The following is a 13,038-nucleotide window of genomic DNA, read 5'->3' on the forward strand; positions in this document are numbered from 1 at the left end:
GGGCGCTCCTCAGAACCGGTAATAGAGGAAGGGCGTGCCGTTGGTGCCGCCCACCCAGGCGACGCTCGCCAGCATCAGCACCGCGATCAGCGCGAAATCCGCCACCCGCGCCATGGCCCCCTCCCCCGACAGGATTTTCCAGCGCGGCCAGCGGAAGAAGCCGATCAGCCCGCCCACGACGAGGGCCATGATGGCGAGCGGCGTCAGGCCGAAGCCCAGCGCCATGGAGGCACGGCTGAAGCCGTTGAGCCCCGCGAGGCCGTGGAACATGTCGATGGCGCCCGGCAGGCTGTCGGCGCGGAACCAGACCCAGCCGATCATCACCACCAGCACCGTGTAGAGGTGGCTGACGACGCCGGGCATCCGCTTCAGCCAGCGACCGAGGAAGGCGCGCTCGATGATGAGGAAGGCGCCGTGGTGCGCACCCCAGATCACGAAGGTCCAGCTTGCCCCGTGCCACAGGCCGCACAGCAGGAAGACCACGGAGAGATTGATGTAGGTGCGCATCTCTCCGCGCCGGTTTCCGCCCAGCGGGATGTAGAGGTAATCGCGCAGGAAGGCCGACAGGCTCATATGCCAGCGCCGCCAGAAATCGGTGATCGAATGGGCGGTGTAGGGCAGGCGGAAGTTCCGCGGCAGCACGAAGCCCACCATAATGCCGAGGCCCACCGCCATGGTGGAATAGCCGGCGAAGTCGAAATAGATCTGCACCGTATAGGAATAGAGGCCGAGCCAGGCCTCCACGAAGGTCGGGTGGGTGGTGGTGTCGAACACCCCGTCTACCAGCCGCGCCACCTCGTCGGCGATCAGCACCTTCCAGGCGAGACCGATCACGAACAGCCGCGCGCCCGCCGAGAACCGCCCGAGCGTGACCCGCCGCTGCGAGAGCTGCCGCGCCACGGTGGCGTAGCGCACGATCGGGCCGGCGACCAGCTGCGGGAACATGCACATGTAGAGAGCGAACTGCGCCGGATCGCGGTTGGCGTGGACCTTCTTCTTGTAGATGTCCGCGAGGTAGGAAATCGCGTGGAACGAATAGAAGGAGATGCCCAGCGGCAGCGAGATCTGCGGCACCGGCAGCAACAGTCCGGCTGGCTCGATGAGGGCGTTGAGGTTCTCCGCCAGGAAGCCGGTGTATTTGAATACCCCGAGCAGGAGGAGGTTCAGCGTCACGCCCAGCGCCAGCACGCGCTTGCGCGCCGCGCCTTCGCGCACCTCGATGGCCTTGGCGAGGAAGAAGTTGGCCGCGACGGAAGCGAGAAGGATCAGGATGTGCGGCGTATAGCCCGCCGAATAGAAGACGAGCGAGAAGGCCAGAAAGATGTAGTTCCGCGTGGTAATGGTCTTCGCGGAGAAATAGGCGACCAGAAAGAGCGGGAAAAAATAGAACAGGAATTCGATGGACGCGAAGGTCATGCCGCCGGGCCGCCAGAGATTGTCATCCGGCGTTCCTGCCACTCTTTGCTCCCTGCCGCAACCCTTTGGCGGGTCGTGAGAGGTGTGGCGATAGGTAAGGCGCTCCGCCCCATTGCCTCCCCGCCGGGCCGGCGTATCCTCCGCCGCGAAGGAGCCGCCATCCCATGCGCATCGCCACCTGGAACGTGAATTCCATCCGCCAGCGTCTCGACCACGCGGTCCGCTGGCTGGGCGAGACCCGGCCGGACGTGGTCTGCATCCAGGAGATCAAGTGCCAGACCGAGGCCTTCCCGAAGGAGGCGTTCGAGGCGCTGGGCTATAATGTGAGCGTGCATGGGCAGAAGGGGTTCAATGGCGTCGCCCTCCTCTCCCGCCTGCCGCTGGAGGACGTGACCCACGGCCTCGCCGGCGATGATGGCGACGAGCAGGCCCGCTTCATCGAGGCGGTGGTGTCGGTGAAGGGCGGCGTGGTGCGGGTGGCCTGCATCTATCTGCCCAACGGCAACCCGCCGGAGACCGAGAAATACCCCTACAAGCTCGGCTTCATGGAGCGCCTGTCCGCCTTCGCCGCCGACCGGCTGAAGCTGGAGGAGCCGCTGGTGCTCGCCGGCGACTTCAATGTGATTCCCGAGCCGCGCGACGCCGCCGACCCCGCGGCCTGGACGGGCGACGCCCTGTTCCTGCCGCGCACCCGGCAGGCGTTCCGCTCCCTGCTCAATCTCGGCTTCACGGATGCCCTGCGCGCCACGTCCGATGCCGGCCGGCTGTTCACCTTCTGGGATTACCAGGCCGGCGCCTGGCAGCGGGACAACGGCATCCGCATCGACCACCTTCTGCTGTCGCCGCAGGCGGCCGACCGGCTGATTGCCACCGGCGTCGACAAGCATGTGCGCGCCTGGGAGAAGCCGTCCGACCATGTGCCGGTGTGGGCCGACTTCTCCATCGCGGCGTGAGGACAAAATGGCGGGGGACACGACGAGCTTAGAAGGTGGCTGCCTGTGTGGCCGCCTGCGCTACCGGCTTGAGCGGGTGAAAAGCGCCTATTGGTGCCACTGCACCATGTGCCGCCGCGCCTCCGGCTCCGCGGCCCTGCCGTGGGTTTCCGTGGCGCGGGAGGATGTCGCCTTCATCTCGGGTGAGCCTGCCATCTTCGAATCAAGCCCCGGCGTCACCCGGCGCTTCTGCGGCCATTGCGGCAGCCCCATCGTGTTCGACATGGCGCGGGAAGCTGATGTGGACGTGACCATCGGTACGCTGGACGATCCCGACCGCGTATCGCCGACCCATCACATCTGGGTCAGCTCGGCGCTGCACATGGCGCGTGATCTCGGAGAAGGATTGCCGCGCTACGACGGCGAACGCCCCTCCGATCCGTAGACCTCAGCGCTTCGCCGTCTTCAGCCACACTTCCAGATAGCCGAGCGCCTTCTCGCGCTCGTCCGGCGTCGCCTCGGCGAAAGCCTGCTCGTGGGCGTTCACCACCCACTTGTCCTCAGGACGAACGGCGGAATCGCGGGCCAACGTCAGCCACATCAGGCCACGGGCCCGCTGGCGGGGCACGCCCTCGTCACCGCGGAAGAGCAGCACGCCGAGAGTCGCCTGGGCCTCGTACTGGCCCTTCTGAGAAGCGAGCGTCAGCCAGCGGCCGGCGTTGCGCGCGTCGCGGGGGCCGCCGACGCCTTCAAGATAGAGCTTGCCGAGCTGGTACTGCCCGTCCGCGTCGCCGAAGTAGGAGGCGGCATAGGAGAACATGTCCCGCGCCCGGGAGGGATCGCGCTTCACCCCGGCAGAGGGGATGCCCACGAGATAATAGGAGCCCAGCGCCACGAAGGCATTGGCGACGAAGCGCGACTGAGCGGTGCCGGGATAGTCCTCGGCGTGGCTGCTGGCGATCTTCTGGAAATATTCGAACGCCTTGGCGTCGTCGCGCTTGACGCCGTCGCCGTCCATATAGATGCGGCCGAGCTTCCACTGGGCCATGGCGTGGCCCTGCGCGGCCGCATAGCCGAGAGCGTCGATGCCCTTGGCGGTCTGGCCGGCGCGGAGTGCCTGCGCCCCGGTGCGGAAGGCTTCGTCCACGGGGCGAACCTGCGGCGCCAGCGGCACGTTGGCCGGCGGCGTCAGCGGCTGCATCTCGTAAGGCTGGAGGGTCTGCGCGGTGCCGTCGAAGGCATGGGCGCGTCCGGCCGCAAGACCGGCCACGGCGAGGAAGAGCACGCCGGTAATCGCGGCGGGCACGCGCACCCGGCGCGGGCGGCGGCGCGACGCGCTCGCCGTCCCGTTCATCGCGCCCCGAAATGTCCCGTGTGTCGCAACCGAATTCATGATGGACGGAAGGTGAACTGACGCGGCGGCAATATCGGGGCCGAGGAAAGGCCGAGCAGCGGCACCTCTGAGGCGACCTTTCGGGCGAAGCCCGGCGCCGCCCGCCGGGGCATCCTCTCGCCATGTGCAACGACCGTCCATCAGGACCCACCTCAGGCGCGGCGGCCGGAAACACATTCCGGGTTACGCTCACCGCAGCGCGTTGAGGTTCGATTTCATGTCGTTTTGTGGCGAGTTCGCGGCGTAAGGCCCCTACGGGAACCCAGCACGTTCAAAGGATCGGGAGTGTGTCTTCTCTGTCACAATAACAGGCGCCAAGACCCTGCAAGAAGGCGGCCGGAAAGTTCAAGTCTTAACCATGATCAAGACGGTCGGCAAAAACTGAGGCGCGGCGGCAACACTTGCCCCCGCGCCTCGGCCACTCGCCATTGACGCGTCGGAAAGCCGCGCCCTCACGCACCAGCGGAGAGCTGGCTGATGGCAGCCCGGACCTTCTCCTTGCGCAGGACGTATTCCTCGCGCTTCTCGCGCTCGGCTTCCACCACCTCTTCCGGCGCGCGGGCGACGAAGCTCTCGTTGCCGAGCTTGGCGTCGATGCGGGCGACCTCCTGGTCGAGCTTGCCCTCTTCCTTGCGCAGGCGGGCGAGCTCCGCGCCGAGGTCGACCACGCCGGCGAGCGGCAGGGCCACCACTTCGCCCCGGACCACCATCTGCACCGAGCTGGCGGGCACCTGATCGGACACCGAAACGTCGGACAGGCGGGCGAGGCGGCGGATGGCGTCGTCCCAGGCGGCCACACGCGCGGTCGTCTCCGCGCCGGGCTGAACCAGCACGAGGGGCACCTGGGCGCCGGCCGGCACGTTCATCTCCGCCCGCACGGAGCGGATCTCGGTGATGAGGTCCACCACCCAGCCCACCTCGGCCTCGGCGTCGGGCGCCTCGAGGCCCGTCAGGTCCGGCCACGGCGCCAGCGCGAGCAGGCTGGTGCGCGCCGGCCCCTCCTTGCCGGTCTCCGACCACAATTCCTCGGTGAGGAAGGGCATGAACGGGTGCAGCAGGCCCATGGCCACGTCGAGCACATAGGCGGTGGCGGCGCGGGTCTCGTCCTTGGCCGCGCCATCGGGGCCGGAGAGCACGGGCTTCGCCAGTTCCAGGTGCCAGTCGCACACGACATTCCAGATGAAGCGGTAGACCGCGCCGGCCGCCTCGTTGAAGCGATAGGCGAGGATCGCCTCGCTCACCTCTGACGACGCACGCGCGGCCTCGCCGATGATCCAGCGGTTGAGGGTGCCCTCCACCTTCGCCGGATCGAACCCGTCCGCGCGCACGCAGCCGTTCATCTGGGCGAACCGCACCGCATTCCAGAGCTTGGTCGCGAAGTTGCGATAGCCCTCGACGCGGGAGGTGGCGAGCTTGATGTCGCGCCCCTGCGCCGCCATGGCGGCAAGCGTGAAGCGCAGGGCGTCCGCGCCGTATTTCTCCACGAGGTCGAGCGGGTCGATGACGTTGCCCTTGGACTTCGACATCTTCGCCCCCTTCTCGTCGCGGACGAGGGCGTGGATGTAGACGTCCTTGAACGGCACTTCGCCGTCCATGAAGTGCAGGCCCATCATCATCATCCGGGCGACCCAGAAGAAGATGATGTCAAAGCCCGTCACCAGCACGCTGGTGGGATAGAACTTCTTCAGCTCAGCCGTCTCGTCCGGCCAGCCCATGGTGGAGAAGGGCCACAGGGCGGACGAGAACCACGTGTCCAGCACGTCCTCGTCGCGGGTGAGGAACCCTGCCCGCTTGTCCGCGTCGTCGATCAGCGCCTGCGCCTCCTCGGGCGAAAGGCTCTCGTTGCCGACATTGTGGGCCAGCGCCTCCTCGAAAGCCTGATCCTCGTCCTCGGCGACGAAGACGTTGCCGAACGGGTCGTACCAGGCCGGAATTTGGTGGCCCCACCAGAGCTGGCGCGAGATGCACCACGGCTGGATGTTCTCCAGCCACTCGAAATAGGTCTTTTCCCAGTTCTTCGGCACGAAGGTGGTGCGCCCCTCCCGCACCGCCGCCAGCGCCGGCTGGGCGAGGGTCTTGGCGTCCACGTACCACTGGTCGGTCAGCCACGGCTCGATGACCACGTTGGAGCGGTCACCGTGGGGCACCATGTGGGTGTGCGGCTCGATGGTCTCCAGCAGCTCCAGCGAGGTGAGCAGCTCAACGATGTGCTTGCGCGCGGCGAAGCGGTCCATGCCCGCCAGATGGGTGAGCACGCCGGCCGCGTCCGGCAGGTCCACATAAGCCTCGGGCCGCTCAGCGTAATCGTCCTGGATGCCCTGCGGGTCGATCCGCGCCTCGGCATCGAGCACGTTGATCATCGGCAGGTCGTGCCGCCGACCCACGTCGAAATCGTTGAAATCGTGCGCCGGGGTGATCTTCACCGCGCCGGAGCCCTTCTCGGGATCGGAATACTCATCCGCCACGATCGGGATGCGCCGACCCATCAGTGGCAGGATGACATGCTTGCCGATGAGGTCGCGATAGCGCTCGTCATCCGGGTGCACCGCCACTGCCGTGTCGCCGAGCATGGTCTCGGGACGCGTGGTGGCGACGACGATGAAGCGGTCCTTCTCGCCCTCGATGGGATAGCGCAGGTGCCAGAGATTGCCCTTCACCTCCACCTGCAGCACCTCGAGGTCCGAGATGGCGGTGATGAGCTTGGGGTCCCAGTTGACGAGGCGCTTGTCCTTGTAGATCAGCCCTTCGCGATAGAGCTGCACGAACACCTTGAGGACGGCGCGGGACAGCCCCTCGTCCATGGTGAAGCGCTCGCGCGACCAGTCGCAGGAGGCGCCGAGCTTCTTCAGCTGGTTAACGATGGTGCCGCCCGATTCGGCCTTCCACGCCCACACCTTCTCGATGAAGGCCTCACGGCCGAGGTCGCGGCGGCCGGGCAGCTTCTGGGCGGCAAGCTGGCGTTCCACCACCATCTGGGTGGCGATGCCGGCATGGTCTGTACCGGGTTGCCAGAGCACGTCCTTGCCACGCATGCGCTCGAACCGCGCCAGCACGTCCTGCAACGTGTTGTTGAGCGCGTGGCCCATGTGCAGGGAGCCGGTGACGTTCGGCGGCGGGATGACGATGGAGAAGCCTTCCGCGTCCTTGCGCTCGGGACGGCCGCAGCGGAACGCGCCGGCATTTTCCCAGCGATCGGCGATGCGATCTTCAACGGCGGCGGGATCGAAGACTTTTTCCAGCATGAACGGGACTCCGCGGAGCCGCTCGGCCGTCGCCGACGCAGCGCGCCGGGCCGGCTCCGCGTCCGCTGTGGTCGGAACGGGTCAGCCGGCGTTTAAGCCGGACGCGCGGTCCGGCGTCAACACGCCGGCCGCTCGGGAATGGAAAGAGAGGTGTGTGGCGAGGCCCGCGGGCCTAACGCTGGCGGCGGGCGACGCGCTCGATCTCGGCCCGCACCAGATCCTCGACGATGGTCGGCAGGTTGGCGTCCAGCCAGTCCTTGAGCATGGGGCGCAGAATCTCTTTCACGAGATCTTCCACCGTGCGCTCCTTCTGCGGCAGCAGAACGTCGCCGAGATTGCGGAAGGCGGCCATCACCGCAGCATCCGCATTGGCAGAGAGCAGGTCGCGACGGTGCACGCTCTCCGCGGGGTGGCCATCGCCGGCAGGCTGCGCCGGACGATGGTCCTCGAAAGCGGAAGACGCCGGCTGCGGGCGCAGGGGCCGCGGCTGGGGCTGGGCCGCGGCAGGCTCGTGGCGATCTTCCATTTCCTCCACCGGACGGTCGGGATAGGTCGGCTGCTGCACCGGGCGCGGTTCTGCGCGCTGTGACGCGGGAGGAGGCTCGTGGCGGGCTTGACGCAGGGCAGCGGCGGCCTCGGCGAAGACCGCTTCATCCTGTTCATCCAGCCACGGACGTTGCTGCCTTGCGGGCGCATCTGCGGCAGGACGCTCGCCGGCGGGACGCACAGGCGCTGCCGGACGTGACGCGGGGCGCGGCGCCGCCGCATAGGCACCGGCAACCGGCGTTGCATCACGCGGAGCGGGACGGCGGGGAATGGGCGGCGGCTCGGGCGGCGCCTGCCGCTGCGCCACCACGCGGGGCTCCGGCGGACGACGGGGGCGCCCATCACCGGACGGCGGATTTTCGCCGCGGCGGGGAGCAGCCTCGGCGTGCGCCGCCGGCTGCTCGTCATCCGCCATGATGCGGCGAATGGAGGCCAGGATTTCTTCCATCGACGGTTCCTGCACCTTGGGGCTCGCAGCCATGTCCCGACCTCGGCCGAAGACGAACCGGCGGACTTCCGGATGCGGAAACTATCCGCACCCGGAAGCCGACGGAGAGAATCGCCAGTTGTAGAGGGAGTATGGCACCGCCTCAGTTGGCAGCAACAACTGTTGCAGGGGCGTCTTGGGGATTATTTGCCGTCAGGCGTGCGAACACCGGCCCAGCTGTCGCGCACCTGATTGTAATGCACGCGAGGGTCGTAATAATTCACCTTCAGACCCAGCGACAGGGCATCCAGCCGGCCGATGGTGGAGATCAGCGCATAAGCGGCCACCACCCGGTCGCGCTGGGCGACGACCAGGGACGACTGCGAGTTGGTGAGGTCGCGCTGGGCGTTCAACACGTCGGTGGTGGTGCGCTGGCCGACCCGCCATTCCTCACGGACGCCCTCAAGGGCGAGCGTGTTGGCGGCGACCGACGCCTGAGCCGCCTGGATCTGTGCCTTCGCGGCCTCAAGCGCACCCCAGTACTGCACGGCCTGGGCGCGGATGGTGTCGCGGTTCACGTCCACCTCGATGCGCGCCTGCGTCAGCAATTCCTTGGCCTGACGGATGTTCGCGTACTCGACGCCGCCCTGGTAGATCGGCACCGAGAGATTGAGCGTCACCGCAGCGCCGGACTGGGAGTCGACCGAGAAGTTCTGGTCGTAGGACTGGGAGAGCTGGCCCTGAAGCGAAAGGTTCGGCGCCAAGCCGCCCTCCGCGACTTTCACCTGGAACATCGCCGCGTCCACGGCGAATTCGGACGCCTTGACGGCCGGGTGGTTGCTGAGTCCGGTGGAGATCACCTTGTCCACGGATCCCGGCAGCGTGGCCTCAATCGAGCGCGGCGTGGTGAGCTTGCCCGGCTCGACGCCGATCACCTGCCGATAGTTCGCGCGGGCTGTGGAAAGGTTCGCGACCGCCTGGCTCACCTGATACTGCGCATCCGCCACCCGGGCTTCGGCCTGGGCCACGTCGGTACGGGTCACCTCGCCGACGTTGAAGCGGTCGCGCGTCGCGCGCAATTCCTGCTGGAACGCGGCCAGACTCTGCTTTTGCAGTTCCAGAAGGGCGATGGCCTGAATGACGTTCATGTAGGCCGTGACGCCATTCAGCATCACCGTCTGCTCGGTGTTGCGCAGCGTCTCGCGCGATCCGCGCACCTGCGACTCGGCGTTGCGGGTCTGGTTGGCGGTGACGAAGCCGTTGAACAGCGTGTAGGCCGCATTGAGCGCGAACGCGCGCGGCCAGAGCCACCCGCTCGTCTTGACGCCGGAAGCCTGCTGCTTGGCAAATTCCGGCCCGGCCTGCGCAGTGGCGTTCAGGGTCGGGCGATAGCCGGACAGAGCCTGCGGCACGGTTTCGTCCGTGGCGCGGGTTCCTGCGCGCTGGGCGTTCAGCGTGGGGTTGTTTGTGTAGGCCATGGCCAGCGCCTGATCCAGCGACTGGGCAGACGCGACACCCATAGCCAAAGCAAAGACACTGACGCCCGCCAAACATGCAACACCGCTTCGGCGAATGCGCTTTGCAACCGACATCCCAATCTCCCGATCCGACACGGCCATGCAGACTCGCCGCACCGACTCTGCCGCGCGGTAACTTTTCGGTAAGATATCGGTCCCGCTCCCGATCCGAAACCGATCGGTTCGATGGAAGCGGCGTTTTCGGCCTACCGCGGCAAACGCGCCACAGTGGTCAGAAAGTGAAGCGGGGCGCGGCCTTGAAGCCGGGAAGCGCGGGAACGGCGGCGTTGAAGGCGACCCGCTCGCTCACGGAACCCGCCACCTTGGTAAACACGCAGGCCTTGCCCGCCCCGCCGTGACCAACGACGGCGACAAGGCGTCCGCCTTCCTTGACCTGATCGAACAGGGCGACCGGCACCTCGTCCACCGAGCCGTTGAGGAGGATGAGGTCGTAGGGGGCTTCCGCCTTCCATCCCGCGTTCAGCGGGCCCTGCATCACCGCGACGTTGGCGACGCCGATCTCGGCGAGCGTGGCTGTGGCTGTGGCCGCGAGGCCGGCATCTTCTTCCACGGCCACCACCTGCTGGGCGAGCCGGGAGAGAACGGCGGCCGAATAGCCGGTGCCGCCGCCGATATCGAGCACATGGTCATGCTCCTGCACGTCCGCCTCCTGGATGAGGCGCGCGAGGATCATGGGCTCGACGAGGTAGCGGGTCGGGCTGCCGGAGGTCAGAGCGAGGTCGTCGTCGATATAAGCGAGCGACTTGAGCTGAGCCGGAACGAAAAGCTCGCGGGGGATTTCCAGCATCGCACCGACGATGCCCGGGTCGGTGACGTTGTTGGTGCGCACCTGGCTATCCACCATGCCGCGGCGCAGCTCGACGTAATCGATCATTTTCCCGTCTCCGGCCATCCCCTTGGCCCGGGGCGCTCAGCGGAGGCGTGTCCCGTGCCGTCGGGCTCAAGAGCCATATTGCCGCCCCTTTTGCAAGGCGCCCCTCGGGAACGGCGGCTGCGCGGACGGGCTCATGTGGCCGCAAGTCGCATGGTTCCCGGCCGGCAGCGGCGGGAGTGTCCTCAACCCTGACGAACGCGCGGATCGACCCGCGCACCGGCCGCAGCCGAGGAGGCGCGACGCATGACGGCAACCAACACCCCCTCCCCGCCTGCATCGCAGGAACCGCAGCCCGAGGGGCTCGACGAAGCAGCGGTCCGTCGTCTGGTCCATACCTTCTATGCGCGCGTGCAAAAGGACGCCCTGCTCGGCCCGATCTTCGGCGGTCGCATCGCCGACGAGGCCTGGCCGGTCCATCTCGCCAAGATGTGCGACTTCTGGTCCTCGGTGCTGCTGAAGTCCGGCCGCTACGAAGGCCGCCCCCTGCCGCCGCACCTGGCGCTCGGCAGCGATGCGGGCGAACCGCAATTCGCGCGCTGGCTCGCCCTGTTCCGCCCGACCGCCCTTGAGGTGCTGCCACCCGATGCGGCCCAGCAGGCCATCGCCCATGCCGAGCGGATGGCGCACAGCTTCCGCCTCGCCATCGCCTTCCACAAGGGCGAGGACACCACGCGCATCATCCCCTACGGCAACAGCTGAGCGGAAGGCGGAGCCTGCGGGAGAACCCGCCCCCCGCCTTCCCGGCGTGCATCAGAGTTGCTTGTCAGTGGTGCTGATGAACTTCATGCCGCTCGCGGCTTCGAGGTTGGCAAGCGCCGCGTCGATGACCGAGAAGATGGTCGCCCGGGCGGTTGCCTTGCTCAGGTCAAGCTTGGCCGAGCTTGCGACCTTGAGCTTGGTCAGTGCCGACGAGAACGCCGCGTTCGCCTGCGCTGCGGTGTAGAACTGCGCGGGGTTGGTGCCGTTGGAATAGGACAGGGTCTGGGCAACCCTCGAGAAAACGTTGGCCAGCGCGCTGATGTTGAAGACGACGCTGTTGGTGGGCGTTGTCTTCAGGGTCGGACTCGTGGTCGGGACCGGGTTGTTGTAGAGCTGGTCCAGGTAATAATGAACCTGATACGGATACTGAACGTAGGTATCCGAGCTTCCCCAGGCCGAACTATAGCTGTTCACCGATGTCACGGTCGCGGCCGTCGCCGTGGCGCCGAGATTGCTGTAGCGGGACACGAGCGGTCCGTAGAAGCCCTGATTGTAGGCGACGTTCAGGATCACATCGAGGAAGCTGTTCGGCAGCGTCGTGAAGTTCTTCAGCGCCGTATCGAAGGCCGGCTCCCACGGGGTGGTCCACCCTCCCGCGCCCTTTCCGGTGACGTTCAGGGCAACCAGGTCGTTGTAGTGGAAGTACGCCACCAGGGCCGGGCCATAGTATTTGTTGTTGAAGGAGGCCGGCGTCGCCTTGGTGTATTGTGTGGCCGCATTGGCCATGGTGAAGCCGATGTTCTTCTGGATCGCCACATAATTTATGAGCGAATGGCCCTTGGGCTGATAGCTGCCGGAGACCATGTCGGCGGCATAGTTGTTGATCTGGTACGGGCCGCCCTGGCCGACGCCCATGACCGCCTGCTGGTTTGCATTCGGATCAATGAGGTCGCTGCTCGACTTATAGTATTGGGTCGCGATATTTTCCTGAAGCAGCTGGGCGAAGATCGATCCGTAGAGATAATCCTTGTTGTACTGGATGCCGGGAAAGCCTTCATCGATGAGGTGGCCCAGCAGCACGCCGGCGACGATATTCGACATGATCAGGTCGTCGTAATTCCCACCCGTGAGGGTGAGCGAGTCCTGGGCGGTCCCGACACCCAGCAGCAGATGGAAATTGATCGTCCCTGTGCTGGCCGTGCTGGGCGGCGGGCCGCTGAGGGTGGTGACGGTGACCGGCGCCGATTTGGCCGACGCACCGACCGAATCCACCGCTGCAATGGCAAAGCTGTAGGAGGTGAGCGGCGTCAGGCCCGACACCGTCACGCTGGCGCCGGACGAGGTCGTCGTCAGGGTGCCATTCATATAGATCTGGTACCCCGATATGGTGCAGTTCGCGACCGTCACCGGGGTCCATGTCAGCGTCGTCGCGTTGCCGGTGGTGCCGGACGCGGCAAGGCCCTTGGGGACCGGCGGCACAGCGGTGCAACTGGAGCACGATCCGGACTGGGTCCACGGCTGCCCGGTGCCTGATCCCCCATTGTTGGTGGCGGGGTCCTGATTCTGGGTCCACCAATTGGCGCGGTAGATGATGCCGTTTTCGCTGGCCTGCGCGCCCGCCGTGTAGACCGATGACGAGTTCCAGGCTGCGGGGCAGGACTGGGCCCATGCCGATCCTGCTAGCCATGGGGTGAAGGCGGACACCAGTGCGATGGACGTGGCGTGAAGAATCCTCATGGCAGCCCCCGATTTGACAGCCCTTTGGGCGGTACCGGTATAGGGCACTCCACGCTTGTGTCGATAGCTGAAAATGTTGCGACTTAGTAACGCCCGGCGCGCTGGAGAGATTTCGCCTCAGATTTATGTGCTTTGGCCGCCATTTACCACTTTCGATACCTTCGGACGCTGCGATCTATATGCTCAATTGGAAGTTGCGTCATGTGCGGAGCCTCGCCGCAACCGCAGCGGTGG

At 66.5% G+C, this 13,038-nt stretch carries 10 protein-coding genes; 3 read left to right on the plus strand and 7 right to left on the minus strand.

What is annotated here, in order from left to right:
* Positions 1 to 9: 9 nt before the first annotated feature.
* Entirely contained in the window at positions 10 to 1,458 is a 1,449-nt protein-coding gene (locus tag A37E_RS0121755; protein ID WP_245279402.1) for an MBOAT family O-acyltransferase, read from the minus strand.
* 122 nt (positions 1,459 to 1,580) lie between these two features.
* Here A37E_RS0121755 and xth point away from each other — a divergent pair, with 122 nt between their 5' ends.
* A complete protein-coding gene (gene xth, locus A37E_RS0121760) occupies positions 1,581 to 2,369 on the plus strand; it encodes an exodeoxyribonuclease III (RefSeq protein ID WP_029558554.1) in 789 nt (262 codons plus the stop codon).
* A gap of 7 nt (positions 2,370 to 2,376) precedes the next feature.
* Positions 2,377 to 2,793, plus strand: a complete 417-nt coding sequence (locus A37E_RS26650; RefSeq protein WP_029558555.1) for a GFA family protein — start codon at positions 2,377 to 2,379, stop codon at positions 2,791 to 2,793.
* A gap of 3 nt (positions 2,794 to 2,796) precedes the next feature.
* Here A37E_RS26650 and A37E_RS0121770 read toward each other — a convergent pair whose 3' ends face one another.
* The 5 genes from A37E_RS0121770 to A37E_RS0121790 form a co-directional block, all read right to left on the minus strand.
* On the minus strand, positions 2,797 to 3,702 hold the full coding sequence (locus tag A37E_RS0121770) for a tetratricopeptide repeat protein (protein ID WP_051679249.1): 906 nt from the start codon (positions 3,700 to 3,702) through the stop codon (positions 2,797 to 2,799).
* Positions 3,703 to 4,193: 491 nt separating this feature from the next.
* Complete coding sequence (locus tag A37E_RS0121775) at positions 4,194 to 6,983, minus strand: valine--tRNA ligase (RefSeq protein ID WP_029558557.1); 2,790 nt, start codon at positions 6,981 to 6,983, stop codon at positions 4,194 to 4,196.
* Positions 6,984 to 7,155: 172 nt separating this feature from the next.
* A complete protein-coding gene (locus A37E_RS27660; protein ID WP_081837721.1) occupies positions 7,156 to 8,010 on the minus strand; it encodes a DUF2497 domain-containing protein in 855 nt (284 codons plus the stop codon).
* A 149-nt stretch (positions 8,011 to 8,159) separates the two neighbouring features.
* On the minus strand, positions 8,160 to 9,548 hold the full coding sequence (locus A37E_RS0121785; RefSeq protein ID WP_029558559.1) for a TolC family outer membrane protein: 1,389 nt from the start codon (positions 9,546 to 9,548) through the stop codon (positions 8,160 to 8,162).
* 157 nt (positions 9,549 to 9,705) lie between these two features.
* On the minus strand, positions 9,706 to 10,368 hold the full coding sequence (locus tag A37E_RS0121790) for a protein-L-isoaspartate O-methyltransferase (RefSeq protein WP_029558560.1): 663 nt from the start codon (positions 10,366 to 10,368) through the stop codon (positions 9,706 to 9,708).
* Between the two features lie 243 nt (positions 10,369 to 10,611).
* On the opposite strand from A37E_RS0121790, the gene A37E_RS0121795 reads away from it, so the two are divergent.
* Positions 10,612 to 11,067, plus strand: a complete 456-nt coding sequence (locus A37E_RS0121795) for a group III truncated hemoglobin (RefSeq protein WP_029558561.1) — start codon at positions 10,612 to 10,614, stop codon at positions 11,065 to 11,067.
* A gap of 51 nt (positions 11,068 to 11,118) precedes the next feature.
* On the opposite strand, the gene A37E_RS0121800 is transcribed toward A37E_RS0121795, so the two are convergent.
* Positions 11,119 to 12,804, minus strand: a complete 1,686-nt coding sequence (locus A37E_RS0121800) for a fibronectin type III domain-containing protein (RefSeq protein ID WP_081837722.1) — start codon at positions 12,802 to 12,804, stop codon at positions 11,119 to 11,121.
* Between the last annotated feature and the right edge of the window lie 234 nt (positions 12,805 to 13,038).

The sequence above is a fragment of the Xanthobacter sp. 91 genome (assembly GCF_000702385.1).
Classification (GTDB): domain Bacteria; phylum Pseudomonadota; class Alphaproteobacteria; order Rhizobiales; family Xanthobacteraceae; genus Xanthobacter; species Xanthobacter aminoxidans.

Excerpts from the sequence above, each read along its gene's own strand:
- A37E_RS0121770 (WP_051679249.1), bottom strand. The coding sequence starts at position 3,702 with ATGAACGGGACGGCGAGCGCGTCGCGCCGCCGCCCGCGCCGGGTGCGC.
- A37E_RS0121800 (WP_081837722.1), bottom strand. The coding sequence starts at position 12,804 with ATGAGGATTCTTCACGCCACGTCCATCGCACTGGTGTCCGCCTTCACC.
- A37E_RS0121775 (WP_029558557.1), bottom strand. The coding sequence starts at position 6,983 with ATGCTGGAAAAAGTCTTCGATCCCGCCGCCGTTGAAGATCGCATCGCC.
- A37E_RS0121790 (WP_029558560.1), bottom strand. The coding sequence starts at position 10,368 with ATGATCGATTACGTCGAGCTGCGCCGCGGCATGGTGGATAGCCAGGTG.
- A37E_RS27660 (WP_081837721.1), bottom strand. The coding sequence starts at position 8,010 with ATGGCTGCGAGCCCCAAGGTGCAGGAACCGTCGATGGAAGAAATCCTG.
- A37E_RS26650 (WP_029558555.1), top strand. The coding sequence starts at position 2,377 with ATGGCGGGGGACACGACGAGCTTAGAAGGTGGCTGCCTGTGTGGCCGC.
- xth (WP_029558554.1), top strand. The coding sequence starts at position 1,581 with ATGCGCATCGCCACCTGGAACGTGAATTCCATCCGCCAGCGTCTCGAC.
- A37E_RS0121795 (WP_029558561.1), top strand. The coding sequence starts at position 10,612 with ATGACGGCAACCAACACCCCCTCCCCGCCTGCATCGCAGGAACCGCAG.
- A37E_RS0121785 (WP_029558559.1), bottom strand. The coding sequence starts at position 9,548 with ATGTCGGTTGCAAAGCGCATTCGCCGAAGCGGTGTTGCATGTTTGGCG.